Origin of the sequence: Paraburkholderia gardini, from assembly GCF_907164575.1 — a bacterium.
Taxonomy (GTDB): domain Bacteria; phylum Pseudomonadota; class Gammaproteobacteria; order Burkholderiales; family Burkholderiaceae; genus Paraburkholderia; species Paraburkholderia gardini.
On record NZ_CAJQYY010000003.1, the window covers coordinates 218,640 to 231,052 of the forward strand.

Below are 12,413 nucleotides of genomic sequence, written 5' to 3' on the forward strand. Positions count from 1 at the left end.
CGGATTTTACGTGATTCGCCCCACAAGGCCGGTCTTTCGCGGACACGCGCCTTTCCTCGCGGCCTGTTGCGCTGTTAATCTGTTAAAACAGTTCGCAATAAACGGCACAAGGAGCAAAACGTGGCGCGAGACACGGCAGATGGCGTGTATATCGGATTGATGTCCGGCACAAGCATGGACGGCGTTGATGGCGTCGCAGTCGAGTTCACCCAGGGCAAGCCACCGGCGGTCAAGGCCGAAGCGTTCGTCGGCTTTTCGGAAGGCTTGCGTGACGCGTTGTTCGCCCTGCAACAGCCGGGAGAGAATGAAATCGAGCGTGAAGCAATGGCCGCGAACGCGCTCGCCGCGCGCTACATGGTGTGCTGCCATGAACTGATGCGCAGTGGCAACCTGTCCGTCAGCCAGATTCGCGCGATCGGTGTGCACGGTCAAACCGTGCGGCATCGTCCGGAGAAAGGCTACACGCGCCAGATCAACAATCCGTCGCTGCTCGCCGAGATGACCCATGTCGATGTGGTCGCCGATTTCCGTTCGCGTGATGTCGCCGCCGGTGGCCAGGGCGCGCCGCTCGTGCCAGCGTTTCACGCGACGGTGTTCGGCAAGAAGGGCGAGACGCGCGTCGTCTGCAACCTCGGCGGCATCAGCAACATCACGATTCTTGGCGCTACCGGCGGCGTACGCGGCTTCGATTGCGGACCCGCCAACGCGTTACTCGACGAATGGGCGCACCGTCATCTCGGCAAACCGTTCGACGAAGGCGGCGCTTTCGCTGCCAGCGGACAGGTGCATCGCCCCCTGCTCAACGCGTTACTCAACGAGCCGTTCTTCGAACAGCAACCGCCGAAGAGCACCGGGCGCGATCTGTTCAATGCCGGCTGGATGGACGCGAAGCTCGCGCCCTTCGCCGAAGTAAGCCCGGCCGATGTGCAGGCGACGCTCACGGCGCTCACCGCGATCACGATTGCGCGCGAGATCGAGCGCCACGCGTCCGATAGCCGGGCGGTCTATGTGTGCGGCGGTGGCGCGCGCAATCCTGAACTGCTGAAAGCGCTGAAGACGGCGCTCGAGGAAAGCGGCGTAAGCGGCGTGCCGGTGATGACCACCGAAGCGCTCGGCGTGCCCCCCAACCAGGTGGAGCCGCTGGCGTTCGCGTGGCTCGCGATGCGCTGTATCGCGCGCGAACCGGGCAACCTGCCGGCCGTCACGGGAGCCGCCGGCGAGCGCGTGCTTGGAGCGATCTATCCGCGTTGAGCGGCCAGTGCGCTACCTTCGGTTGAAACGCTGGAAGGCAATAAAAAACGGGGCTTTTCAGCCCCGTTTTTGTCCGTCTCCGGCGTAATGCCGGTCGGCTGTCAGATCGAATCAGACCGAGAACGATGAGCCGCAACCGCAGCTCGTCGACGCGTTCGGATTCTTGATCACGAACTGCGCGCCGTTGATGTCGTCCTTGTAATCGATCTCGGCGCCTACCAGGTACTGGTAGCTCATCGAATCGATCAGCAACTGGACGCCGCTCTTGTTCATCACGGTATCGTCTTCGTTGATGGCTTCGTCGAACGTAAAGCCGTACTGAAAGCCCGAGCAGCCACCGCCCTGCACGAACACGCGCAGCTTCAGCTCCGGGTTGCCTTCTTCGTCGATCAGCTGCTTGACCTTGTCAGCCGCTGCGTCGGTGAAAACGAAGGGGCTTGGCATCTCGGTCACGGGGGTGTCGGTGACTGCGTTCATTCGAACTCTCCAAATAAGCTTCTAGCCGCTATTGTAGGGCTGATCTCAATATCGTGCTGAAGCCCTGTGAAATCAAGGGCTTCGTGTAGGGGTATTCGGCGCCCCGACTTCAGGCCAGGCGGATTCCGGGACACACGCCATCCCATGAAAAAAGCCGCCCACGCATACGCGAAAGCGGCTTTTTTGCAGCAGATTCGCCCGAAGACAAATCTGACCCAAAGCGATTAACGCTTCGAGAATTGCTTCCTGCGGCGTGCCTTGTGGAAGCCGACCTTCTTACGTTCGACTTCACGGGCATCACGCGTCACGAAGCCAGCGCTCGACAGAGCCGGCTTCAGCGTTGCGTCATAGTCCATCAGCGCGCGGGTGATGCCGTGGCGAACCGCACCGGCCTGACCCGTTTCGCCGCCGCCCGACACGTTGACCTTGATGTCGAACGTGGTGGCATGGCTCGTCAGTTCCAGCGGCTGGCGCACGATCATCAGCGACGTTTCGCGCGAGAAGTAATCGGCGATGGGCTTGCCGTTCACAATGATGTCGCCCTTGCCTGCCTTGATGAAGACACGTGCAACGGCGCTCTTGCGGCGGCCCGTACCGTAATTCCAGTTACCGATCATGTGGGCTCCCCTTAGATCTCGAGCGCTTTCGGCTGTTGTGCCGAATGCGGATGCGTTGCGTCAGCGTAGACCTTCAGCTTCTTGATCATCGCGTAGCCGAGCGGGCCCTTCGGCAGCATGCCCTTGACCGCTTTCTCGAGCGCACGGCCCGGGAAGCGTTCCTGCATCTTGCCGAACGTCGTTTCGTAGATACCGCCCGGGTAACCCGAGTGACGGTAGTACTTCTTGTCAGTAGCCTTGTTGCCCGTGACGCGAAGCTTGCCGGCGTTGATAACGATGATGAAATCACCGGTGTCGACGTGCGGAGTGAATTCAGGCTTGTGCTTGCCGCGAAGACGGTGTGCCACTTCGCTGGCGACACGCCCGAGAACCTTATCCGTCGCGTCAATCACGTACCATTCACGCGTAACCTCATGGGCTTTTGCGGAAAACGTCTTCATGATCGATCCAAAAAAATTGCTGCGCCCAATGTATTTTTTCCTGCTTGTAGTATGCGCATCGAGGCGCGTGCAGGCTCTCCCTGGTTCTTCCTCCGCGGGCGCGGATGCGGAAAAGCCCTGAATTATAAAGGAAATTGCCGCGCGGCGTCAAAAATTGCGACGAAAGGCACAGGCGACGGGGTGGCGACCCGTAAAGGGCAGGCAAAAGGCAGGCGAAAAAAAGCCCGAACGGTTGGTTCGGGCTTAATCCACCAAAGGAGGAGGTGGAGGAGACAGCGGAGATTGTCGAACTGCGACAACCAATGAAACCGATTATATGAGCCGACCTTGTGCAACGCAAGAATATTTGCATGGTGAAATGTTATTTCATTATGCAAAACGACGGCATCGCCAGTCTGAATGAGTAAAAACCCTTATAAATCAGCGCATGCCGGCGCTGCAACGCAGTCGACGGATTGGACGGCTAGAGTAAAACCCCTAAAAGCATCGAGGCAATCCCGTGACCGGCGCAGCATGGCGCACCGCAACATACAAGGCGTTTGCGGGCGCACCGGAATGCCCGGACAGGCGCGGACATCCCTTGAACCGGCGGGCTACAATGCCCATCTTGAATTCAAGCGGAACGCGCTGGAGCACGGCATGGAATGCAAAGTAAGCTGGATGGGGCAGGACGGGATGGCTTTCGCAGCCGAAACGGGTAGTGGCCATCTGGCCATGATGGACGGCGCGCCGGAAGGCGGTGGCCGCAATCTGGCGCCGCGTCCGATGGAAATGGTGCTCCTCGGCACCGGCGGCTGTACGGCGTACGACGTCGTGATGATCCTGAAGAAGAGCCGTCAGGAAATCGCCGGATGCTCGGTCACACTGAAGGCCGAGCGCGCGAGCGAAGATCCGAAGGTCTTCACGAAGATCCACTTCCACTTCACCGTGACGGGCAAGAACCTGAATCCGGCGACCGTGGAACGTGCGATCAACCTGTCACACGACAAATACTGCTCGGCGTCGATCATGCTCGCCCGATCGGCCGAATTGACGCATTCGTTCGATATCGTCGCGGGCTGATCCGGGCTTCACGCAATCAGCCGCACGTATTGCACCTGCGCACCAAAGAAAAATGCCGGCGTCGATCATTCGACGCCGGCATTTTTTTGTTCAGGTGGCAAAGCAGGCCGATAAGCCGGATTCTGTGCACGCACTGCGCCCGAAGGCGCGATGCGCGTGGCAGCCATTCCTCTAGGCGCGCCATTGCTGACGCGCTCAAGCTTCCTACCCGCAGACGAGACGGGGGCCCCATCCTGCATCTCGAAGATGCGCGCCTGCCTACTTGGAATTGCTCCGGGTGGAGGTTACCGTGCCGGTCTGTGTCGCCACAGCCGCGGTGCGCTCTTACCGCACCGTTTCACCCTTACCTGATCCCGGCTTGCGCCGGGCCATCGGCGGTCTGTTCTCTGTTGCCCTGTTCCGCGTGTCACCACGGATGGCCGTTAGCCATCACCCTGCCCTGTGGAGTCCGGACTTTCCTCGCCCTCTCTGGCCGAAACCGCGGAGGCCGCGACTGCCTGACCTGCTTTGCTGGCGCCGATTCTAACATCGCGCGGCAAAGCCGCTGTTTATCGGGCCCGCCGGCCGGACCGAAAGACTGCCGTGTCGTCGTAAAACGTTGGGGTTTCGTTTGCCGCCCACCAGCCTGGAATGCCCAGCACCGGAAGCGGCGCGAACACGCGCCCGTTCAGTTCGCCCGCCGCCGGGAGCGCCGCGCTCACCGCGCTGTCCAGCCATGCATCGCGTACGGTGACGCTCCAGGCGAACCAGTCCGCAGGCACGTCGACGATCCATGCATGCGCGGTGCATGCCTTATATGGCGCGACCAGCTTCTCGAGCAGCGCGTGACCAAAGCATCGCACCTCGCATCGCGAGCCCCACGCCGTACGATTCGCGACGAGCAGCGTGCGCCAGTCGAACGCACGCAACGCGGCGCCGAGCGATGGATCGGTACACGCGAACAGCACGGCGTTTTCGTCGAACAGCGTCAGCGCGTCGCGCGTGCCGCCGCGCGTCGGGCCGACGCCGAGCACGTCGATCGCCGCCGACTGCAGCGCGTTCAGCGTCGCCTTGATCCGCGGAAACTGGAACCAGACGAGCGCGTTGAAGAAGTCGTGAAGATTGTGGCGGGTCGGCACGCCGCCAGTGGACGCGATATGTGCTTCGTACGCGGAGCCGGCCGGCAGGTCGTCCTGCGCGATGAAGGCAAGCGGCTGGCCGCGGCCGGTCGTCTGCTGCGAGCGCTCCGCGTCCGCATTCATCGCGGCGAGCAGCGCAGGTGCGCCGACGAGCGCCGCCTGCTGCCAGCGCTCGCCGCGCGCGACGAATTGCGCGAACCACGGCGCGCGCCAGTCGATCCGCGCGAACGGCGTTTCCATTTGCGAAAGACGACCGGACGACGCCATGTCAGGTGCAGGATTCACCGCCGATGCCTCGAACGCGGTACACCCTGAAGCGGCCGCGAGCGAATGCGTCGCGGCGTCCTCCCGGGTTGAGTCGAGGCCGCCAGGCTCCGTGTTCACCCGCCACGCCCCCGCATCACCAGACCGACGCTCAGGCGAGACGCCAGCCGATTGCTTCGCCGCCGCGCAGCGGCACGACCGGCGTATCGCCCGCGACGACTTCAGCCGGCAGCGTCCACTGCTCGCGCCGCAGCGTCACCGTTTCGGCGCTTCTCGGCAGCCGGTAGAAGTCCGCGCCGAAGAAACTCGCGAAACCTTCGAGCCGGTCGAGCGCGCCCGCGTTATCAAACGCCTCGGCGTACAGTTCCAGCGCGTGCAGCGCCGTATAGCAGCCCGCGCAGCCGCACGCGTGCTCCTTCAGGCCCTTTGGATGCGGCGCGCTGTCCGTACCGAGGAAAAAGCGCGGATTGCCCGAGGTCGCGGCCTCGACGAGCGCGACGCGATGCGTTTCGCGCTTCAGCACCGGCAGGCAGTAGTAATGCGGTCGGATGCCGCCCTGGAAAATCGCGTTGCGGTTGTACAGCAGATGGTGGGCCGTGATCGTCGCGCCGAGCAGTTCCGGCACTACGCCCGCATCGCGGATGTAGTCGACTGCATCTTTCGTCGTGATGTGCTCGAACACCACTTTCAGCGCCGGAAACGCGCGGCGCAACGGCGTCATCACGCGATCGATAAACACCTTCTCGCGATCGAAAAGGTCGATCGACGCATCCGTCACCTCGCCGTGCACCAGCAGCGGCATGCCTGTTTCCTGCATCGCTTCGAGTGTTTTCGCGCACTTCATGATGTCGGTGACGCCCGCGTCCGAATTCGTCGTCGCGCCCGCCGGATACAGCTTCACGCCATGCACGAAGCCGCTTTCGCGCGCGCGGCGGATTTCGTCGGGCGGCATGTTGTCGGTGAGATACAGCGTCATCAGCGGCTCGAACGTCACGCCCGCCGGAATCGCGGCCACGATCCGCTCGCGATACGCCGCGGCCTGCGCGGTGGTCGTCACGGGCGGCTTCAGGTTCGGCATGATGATCGCGCGGCCGAACTGGCGCGCGGTGTGCGGCAGCACGGCCGCGAGCATCGCGCCGTCGCGCACGTGAAGGTGCCAGTCGTCCGGGCGGGCGATCGTCAGGGAATCGTGGGAAACGTTGGAAGCTGTCATGGCGAAAGAAGTGACGAGCGCCGCGAAACGATTCAATCGACGTCGGCAAACCGCAACACTGCGGCCTGAACACCCGTCAATTTCATTATTTGCCGCTTCTGGCTCGGTGATATGCTTGGAAAATCATCATTGTAACGGCTCACTCCGTTCACCCGCGGCTTTCGCAACATGTGCCAATTACTCGGAATGAACTGCGCCGCGCCCACGGACGTCACGTTCTCGTTCACCGGCTTTGCCGCGCGCGGCGGCGTCACCGATCACCACGCGGACGGCTGGGGTATCGCCTTCTTCGAAGACAAGGCCTGCCGGCTCTTCATCGATCACCAGTCGTCAGCCACCTCGCCGATTGCCGAGATGGTCAAGCGCTATCCGATCAAGTCGAAGAATACGATCGCGCATATCCGCAAGGCGACGCAAGGTCATATCCAGCTCGAAAACTGCCACCCGTTCATGCGCGAACTGTGGGGACGGCACTGGATCTTCGCGCACAACGGCGATCTGCAGGATTACCAGCCGTTTCTCACAGGCGTCTATCAGCCGGTCGGCACCACCGACAGCGAACTCGCGTTCTGCGCGTTGCTGCAAGGCCTGCGCAAGGAATTCCCGGGCTCGCAGCCGGGGCTCGATGAACTGTTCCCCGCACTCGAAAAACTGACACGCGAAATCACGCAGGCCGGCGTGTTCAATTTCCTGATGTCAAACGGACAGGCGCTCTTCGCGCACTGCTCGACGCGCCTCTACTACCTCGTGCGGCGCTGGCCGTTTTCGACGGCGCATCTGGTCGACGCCGACGTATCGATCGACTTCGCCAAGTACACGACGCCGGAAGACCGCGTCGCGGTGATCGCCACGCAACCGCTCACCGACAACGAAGTGTGGACCGCGTTCGAACCCGGCGATCTGCTGATGTTCCAGCACGGCGAAGTGGTCGCCCGCACGAATGTGCCGGTGCCGCCGGCCGTGCTCGAAAAGCTGCGCGATCCGGCAAGCGACCCTTCGGTTTCGGCGCCGACGCCGGTCGTTCACGAGCCGATGCCCGCGACCCTGGATCTCGAATCCGACGACGCGGCCGCGTTCGAATCCTGAAACGCGGCGCCGGGCCACCGCCGTTAGCAACGCCCACGCCCAGTAAAAAAGCCGCTTCGAAAGAAGCGGCTTTTTCTTGCGCCCTGGATGCAGCGCGCCGAACCGTCAGTGCAGGATTTTCGCCAGAAAATCCTTCGCGCGATCCGACTTCGGATTCGCGAAGAAGTCTTCCTTGCGGTCGTCTTCGACGATCAACCCCTTGTCCATGAAGATCACGCGGTGCGCGACCTTCTTCGCAAAGCCCATTTCGTGCGTGACGCACATCATCGTCATGCCTTCCTGTGCGAGTTCGACCATCACGTCGAGCACTTCGTTGATCATTTCCGGATCGAGCGCCGAAGTCGGTTCGTCGAACAGCATCGCGATCGGGTCCATCGAAAGCGCGCGCGCAATCGCCACGCGTTGCTGCTGACCGCCTGACAACTGCCCCGGATATTTGTCCGCCTGCGCGCGCAGGCCGACGCGATCCAGCAGCTTCAGGCCCTTTGCATTCGCTTCGTCTTTCGAACGGCCGAGCACCTTGATCTGCGCAAGCGTCAGGTTCTCGGTAATCGACAGATGCGGGAACAGCTCGAAGTGCTGGAACACCATGCCGACTTTTGCGCGCAGCTTCGACAGATTGGTTTTCTTGTCGGTCAGCGACTGGCCGTTGATGACGATCTCACCCTTCTGGAACGGCTCGAGGCCGTTCACGGTCTTGATGAGCGTCGACTTGCCCGAACCCGACGGCCCGCACACGACCACGACTTCGCCTTTTTTCACTTCCGTCGTGCAGTCGGTCAGCACCTGGAACTGGCCGTACCACTTCGAAACATTCTTGATAGAGATCATCTTGCGACCTTTTTCTGAAGACCTTTGACAAGGCTCGATGCGACCACGCAAATCACGAAATAGCACGCGCCGGCGAACAGTACCATCTCGACGTTGGTGCCGTCGCGATCGCCAATATTCGTTGCTGTACGGAAGAAATCCGCGAGGCTGATCACGTACACAAGCGACGTATCCTGAAAGAGCACGATCGCCTGCGTGAGCAGCAGCGGCACCATTGCACGGAACGCCTGCGGCAACACGATGAGCCGCATCGCCGTGCCATACGGCATGCCGAGCGCGAACGCCGCATTGATCTGGCCGCGCGGCACCGCCTGAATCCCGGCGCGGATGATCTCCGAATAATAAGCCGCTTCAAAAAGCGAGAACGCGACCATCGCCGAGGCCAGACGGATGTCGATATCCGCCGAAAGACCGAGCACGTTCTGCAGCACCTGCGGGACGATCAGGAAGAACCACAGCAGCACCATCACGAGCGGAATCGAACGGAAGACGGTGACATAGCCCTTCGCGAACCATTCGAACGGCTTGAACGACGACAGCCGCATCATGGCGAGCACGGTGCCCCACACGATACCGATGACGATCGCGATCAGCGTGATCTGCAACGTGACGATGGCGCCGGTCCACAACGTAGGCAGTGCGCCCGGAATACCACTCCAGTCGAAATGATGCATCACTTGCCTCCGATGTAGCCGGGCAGCCGCGCTCTGCGCTCGATGGCGCGCATCAGCAGCATGACAACGAAGTTGATCAGCACGTACGCGAGCGTGACCGCAATGAACGATTCATAGGTTTGTGCCGTGTAATCGACGAGCTGCCGTGCCTGGGCCGACAGATCGAGCAGACCGATCGTGGACGCCACCGCCGAGTTTTTGAAGATGTTCAGAAACTCCGACGTGATCGGCGGCACGATGATCCGGTACGCCACCGGCAGCAGCACATAGCGATACGTCTGCCATTGCGTGAAGCCCATCGCGAGACCCGCGGCGCGCTGGCCGCGCGGCAGCGCGTTGATGCCCGAGCGCACCTGCTCGCACACGCGCGCGGCGGTGAAGAGGCCAAGACACAAAATGGACGACGAGAAGAACTGCACGCCGGGCGGCAGCTGCTTGTACCACGTGCCGATCGAAACCGGCAGCAGTTCGGGTATCACGAGATACCAGATGAAAAACTGAACGATCAGCGGAATATTCCGGAAGATCGCGACATAAACTGTACCGATGCCGGCGAGCAATCTGTTTGGCAGCGTGCGCAGCACACCGAAGAACGATCCGACGATCAGCGCGATAACCCACGCCGACAGCGACACCGTAACCGTCACCCAGAAGCCGGAGATGATCCAGCCCAGGTACGTGGTCGGCTCGCCGGTCGATACCGGACTCAGCAGAATGCCCCAGTTCCAGTGATAAGACATGAGGAAGACTCCAGCAAAAAGAAACGGAAGAAGCGCGTTGGCCCCTTCCGTTTCGTCTGACGCCAGGACTTGCGACGGTTAGTCGATTGCCTTGTCGTTCGGGCTCTTGAAGAGCGCCTTGATGTCATCGCTTTCCGGGAAGTTCAGGTTGAGACCCTTCGGCGGAATCGGCGATTCAAACCACTTCTTGTAGATCTTGTCGGCTTCGCCCGAGGTTTCGACCTTCGCGATCGCGTCGTCGACCACCTTCTTGAACTCCGGATCGTTCTTGCGCAGCATGCAGCCGTAGGCTTCGTGCGATTGCGGCGTGCCGACGATCACGAAGTCGCCCGGGTTGTTCGACTTGGCGCGCTCGCCCGCGAGCAGCGCGTCGTCCATCATGAACGCGACAGCGCGGCCGGTCGACAGCGTCAGGAACGACTCGCCGTGATCCTTCGCGCTGATGATGTTCATGCCCATGCTCTTGTCCTGGTTCATCTTGCGCAGCAGGCGCTCGGACGTCGTGCCGGCCGTGGTCACCACCGTCTTGCCCTTCAGGTCCGCGAAGTCCTTGATGCCCGAGTCTTTTTTGGTCATCAGACGCGTGCCGATCACGAAGATCGTGTTCGAGAAGGCGGCCTGCTGCTGGCGCTCGGCGTTGTTCGTGGTCGAACCGCATTCCATGTCGATCGTGCCGTTCTGCACGAGCGGAATACGGTTTTGCGAAGTGACCGGCGTCAGCTTGACCTTCAGGTTAGGCATGTTCAGCTTCTGCTTGACTGCTTCGACGACCTTCAGCGCGAATTCCTGCGAGTAGCCGACGACGTTCTGCTTGTCGTCGTAGTAAGAAAACGGAATCGACGATTCGCGATGTCCCAGCGAAATCACGCCCGTATCCTTGATCTTCTTCAGCGTGCCAGTGTCCTGCGCATGCGCGCCAACAGTGAACAGACCCAGTGTGGCGAGAAGCAGCGCAGCTTTTTTAACCTTCATTTTTTGATCTCCTTTCAAGTACCGGCGCCAGTTTAGCAAAGTAATTATTCTGAAAGTAATGGTTGTTAACCATGTTCGGACTTGTGCGGTGCGCAAATCCGGACATGGTTCACATCGCACATACGCGAAAGCGGGCGGCATCGAATCGATGCCGCCCGTTTGCCGGTTTGATGGCCAGTACGCGGCACAAGCCGCGTTTTAACCCCGGCTCATCAGCGATCAGGGGTACAGGCCGCGCATTTCACGCGCCTGAAGAATCCGCTTGCAGGCAACGATAAACGCAGCCGTACGAACCGAGACATTCTGCTCGCTCGAAACCTGCCACACCGCTGCAAAAGCTTCACGCATCACCCGTTCGAGGCGCTGGTTGATCTCGTCTTCCGTCCAGAAAAAGCTCGAGAAATCCTGTACCCATTCGAAATATGACACCGTCACACCGCCGGCATTGGCCACGACGTCCGGAATCACGAGGATGCCCTTGTCGTGCAGGATGTCGTCGGCGGACGTCGTGGTCGGGCCGTTCGCGCCTTCCACGATGATCTTCGCGCGGATTTTGCCAGCGTTCTTTTCGGTGATCTGGTTTTCCAGCGCGGCCGGGATCAGGATATCCGACTCGACGCTCCAGAAGTCTTCGTTCGCGATCGCGTCGGCTTCCGGAAAGCCGCCGACGCCGCCCGTCTTCGCCACGTGCTCCAGCAGCGCGCGGGCGTCGATACCCGTGGACTTGTACAGCGTGCCGGTGTGATCCTGCACGGCGACGACCTTCGCGCCGGCGTCCTGGAAGAGACGCGCCGCAATGCCGCCGACGTTGCCAAAACCCTGCACCGCGATACGCGCGCCTTCGATGTCGAAGCCGATGCGGCGGGCCGCTTCGCAACCCACGACAAAGACGCCCCGGCCCGTGGCGTCACGACGGCCGAGCGAGCCGCCGAGCGTGATCGGCTTGCCGGTCACGACGCCGGTGGCCGTCTGCCCCTGGTTCATCGAGTACGTGTCCATCATCCACGCCATGATCTGCTCGTTCGTATTCACGTCCGGCGCGGGGATGTCGGTATTCGGCCCGATAATGATGCCGATTTCGCTCGTGTAGCGGCGCGTCATGCGCTCGAGTTCGCCACGGGAAAGCGTACGCGGATCGACGCGGATACCGCCTTTCGCGCCGCCGTACGGCACGTTCACCGCCGCGTTCTTCACCGACATCCACGCCGACAGCGCCATCACTTCCGAGAGCGTCACGTCCTGGTGATAACGCACACCGCCCTTGCCCGGGCCGCGCGAAACGTTGTGCTGCACGCGATAGCCTTCGAAGTGCGCGACGGTGCCGTTATCGAGCTCGATCGGCACATCGACGATCAGAATGCGCTTCGGACGCTTCAGCGTTTCGAGCCAGCGCGACAGGGAACCCAGGTAAGGCGCGACGCGGTCGACCTGACGAAGATAGTTGCCCCAGGGGCCGAGGTCGTCGCTGTGAAGGTAGGACGGGATGGACTGCGAGGTTGATGCGGACTGCTCGTGGGATGACATGAACGCTCCTGCGTCGATCGAATGCGCCCATTGTCGAAAAAGGGAGTCACGAAATCCAATGCCGTTTGATTATTGCGTTATGTTTTTCTTGCATAACGTCGGGAATATGAAAAAATCTGTCGCATTTTGCGCGGGCGTCGGCGC

At 61.3% G+C, this 12,413-nt stretch carries 13 protein-coding genes and 1 other RNA gene; 3 read left to right on the forward strand and 11 right to left on the reverse strand.

All coding sequences use genetic code 11. The features are described 5' to 3' along the window. Positions 1–120: 120 nt before the first annotated feature. Positions 121–1,251 (forward strand): anhydro-N-acetylmuramic acid kinase, encoded by a 1,131-nt coding sequence (locus LPA34_RS03925; RefSeq protein WP_228975147.1) that lies wholly within the window; start codon positions 121–123, stop codon positions 1,249–1,251. Between the two features lie 111 nt (positions 1,252–1,362). On the opposite strand, the gene erpA is transcribed toward LPA34_RS03925, so the two are convergent. The 3 genes from erpA to rplM all read right to left on the reverse strand — a co-directional run bounded on the left by erpA (position 1,363) and on the right by rplM (position 2,785). Beyond that, positions 1,363–1,728 (reverse strand): iron-sulfur cluster insertion protein ErpA, encoded by a 366-nt coding sequence (gene erpA / locus LPA34_RS03930; protein WP_090532670.1) that lies wholly within the window; start codon positions 1,726–1,728, stop codon positions 1,363–1,365. 224 nt (positions 1,729–1,952) lie between these two features. Further along, a complete protein-coding gene (rpsI, locus tag LPA34_RS03935) occupies positions 1,953–2,345 on the reverse strand; it encodes a 30S ribosomal protein S9 (protein ID WP_090532672.1) in 393 nt (130 codons plus the stop codon). A gap of 11 nt (positions 2,346–2,356) precedes the next feature. Then, positions 2,357–2,785, reverse strand: a complete 429-nt coding sequence (gene rplM / locus LPA34_RS03940) for a 50S ribosomal protein L13 (RefSeq protein WP_095418259.1) — start codon at positions 2,783–2,785, stop codon at positions 2,357–2,359. A gap of 639 nt (positions 2,786–3,424) precedes the next feature. Between rplM and LPA34_RS03945 the strand changes: the two genes are divergently transcribed. After that, positions 3,425–3,847 (forward strand): OsmC family protein, encoded by a 423-nt coding sequence (locus LPA34_RS03945; protein ID WP_228975149.1) that lies wholly within the window; start codon positions 3,425–3,427, stop codon positions 3,845–3,847. Positions 3,848–3,942: 95 nt separating this feature from the next. Here LPA34_RS03945 and rnpB read toward each other — a convergent pair. The 3 genes from rnpB to pyrC form a co-directional block, all read right to left on the reverse strand. Then, positions 3,943–4,356: RNase P RNA component class A (gene rnpB, locus LPA34_RS03950), an RNA gene on the reverse strand. A gap of 39 nt (positions 4,357–4,395) precedes the next feature. Next, a complete protein-coding gene (locus LPA34_RS03955; RefSeq protein ID WP_411178788.1) occupies positions 4,396–5,232 on the reverse strand; it encodes a DUF3025 domain-containing protein in 837 nt (278 codons plus the stop codon). A 148-nt stretch (positions 5,233–5,380) separates the two neighbouring features. Continuing rightward, on the reverse strand, positions 5,381–6,442 hold the full coding sequence (gene pyrC, locus LPA34_RS03960; protein WP_228975151.1) for a dihydroorotase: 1,062 nt from the start codon (positions 6,440–6,442) through the stop codon (positions 5,381–5,383). A 168-nt stretch (positions 6,443–6,610) separates the two neighbouring features. Between pyrC and LPA34_RS03965 the strand changes: the two genes are divergently transcribed. Further along, entirely contained in the window at positions 6,611–7,528 is a 918-nt protein-coding gene (locus LPA34_RS03965) for a class II glutamine amidotransferase (protein ID WP_228975154.1), read from the forward strand. A 105-nt stretch (positions 7,529–7,633) separates the two neighbouring features. On the opposite strand, the gene LPA34_RS03970 is transcribed toward LPA34_RS03965, so the two are convergent. The 5 genes from LPA34_RS03970 to LPA34_RS03990 all read right to left on the reverse strand — a co-directional run bounded on the left by LPA34_RS03970 (position 7,634) and on the right by LPA34_RS03990 (position 12,269). Beyond that, positions 7,634–8,359, reverse strand: coding sequence for an amino acid ABC transporter ATP-binding protein (locus LPA34_RS03970; RefSeq protein WP_228975156.1), 726 nt, complete (start codon positions 8,357–8,359; stop codon positions 7,634–7,636). After that, positions 8,356–9,033, reverse strand: a complete 678-nt coding sequence (gene gltK, locus LPA34_RS03975) for a glutamate/aspartate ABC transporter permease GltK (RefSeq protein WP_228975158.1) — start codon at positions 9,031–9,033, stop codon at positions 8,356–8,358. The genes LPA34_RS03970 and gltK overlap by 4 nt, the downstream gene beginning before the upstream one ends. Further along, positions 9,033–9,773, reverse strand: a complete 741-nt coding sequence (locus tag LPA34_RS03980) for an amino acid ABC transporter permease (RefSeq protein ID WP_228975159.1) — start codon at positions 9,771–9,773, stop codon at positions 9,033–9,035. Before LPA34_RS03980 ends, gltK begins: the two co-directional genes overlap by 1 nt. Before the next feature lie 78 nt (positions 9,774–9,851). Then, positions 9,852–10,745, reverse strand: a complete 894-nt coding sequence (locus LPA34_RS03985; protein ID WP_228975161.1) for a glutamate/aspartate ABC transporter substrate-binding protein — start codon at positions 10,743–10,745, stop codon at positions 9,852–9,854. A 219-nt stretch (positions 10,746–10,964) separates the two neighbouring features. Next, a complete protein-coding gene (locus LPA34_RS03990) occupies positions 10,965–12,269 on the reverse strand; it encodes a Glu/Leu/Phe/Val family dehydrogenase (protein WP_228975163.1) in 1,305 nt (434 codons plus the stop codon). Positions 12,270–12,413: the final 144 nt, after the last annotated feature.

What these genes read in the sequence shown, in the direction of transcription:
- erpA (WP_090532670.1), bottom strand. Translation starts at nt 1,728, where the DNA reads ATGAACGCAGTCACCGACACCCCCGTGACCGAGATGCCAAGCCCCTTC.
- rpsI (WP_090532672.1), bottom strand. Translation starts at nt 2,345, where the DNA reads ATGATCGGTAACTGGAATTACGGTACGGGCCGCCGCAAGAGCGCCGTT.
- rplM (WP_095418259.1), bottom strand. Translation starts at nt 2,785, where the DNA reads ATGAAGACGTTTTCCGCAAAAGCCCATGAGGTTACGCGTGAATGGTAC.
- LPA34_RS03945 (WP_228975149.1), top strand. Translation starts at nt 3,425, where the DNA reads ATGGAATGCAAAGTAAGCTGGATGGGGCAGGACGGGATGGCTTTCGCA.
- LPA34_RS03955 (WP_411178788.1), bottom strand. Translation starts at nt 5,232, where the DNA reads ATGGCGTCGTCCGGTCGTCTTTCGCAAATGGAAACGCCGTTCGCGCGG.
- pyrC (WP_228975151.1), bottom strand. Translation starts at nt 6,442, where the DNA reads ATGACAGCTTCCAACGTTTCCCACGATTCCCTGACGATCGCCCGCCCG.
- LPA34_RS03965 (WP_228975154.1), top strand. Translation starts at nt 6,611, where the DNA reads ATGTGCCAATTACTCGGAATGAACTGCGCCGCGCCCACGGACGTCACG.
- LPA34_RS03970 (WP_228975156.1), bottom strand. Translation starts at nt 8,359, where the DNA reads ATGATCTCTATCAAGAATGTTTCGAAGTGGTACGGCCAGTTCCAGGTG.
- gltK (WP_228975158.1), bottom strand. Translation starts at nt 9,033, where the DNA reads ATGCATCATTTCGACTGGAGTGGTATTCCGGGCGCACTGCCTACGTTG.
- LPA34_RS03980 (WP_228975159.1), bottom strand. Translation starts at nt 9,773, where the DNA reads ATGTCTTATCACTGGAACTGGGGCATTCTGCTGAGTCCGGTATCGACC.
- LPA34_RS03985 (WP_228975161.1), bottom strand. Translation starts at nt 10,745, where the DNA reads ATGAAGGTTAAAAAAGCTGCGCTGCTTCTCGCCACACTGGGTCTGTTC.
- LPA34_RS03990 (WP_228975163.1), bottom strand. Translation starts at nt 12,269, where the DNA reads ATGTCATCCCACGAGCAGTCCGCATCAACCTCGCAGTCCATCCCGTCC.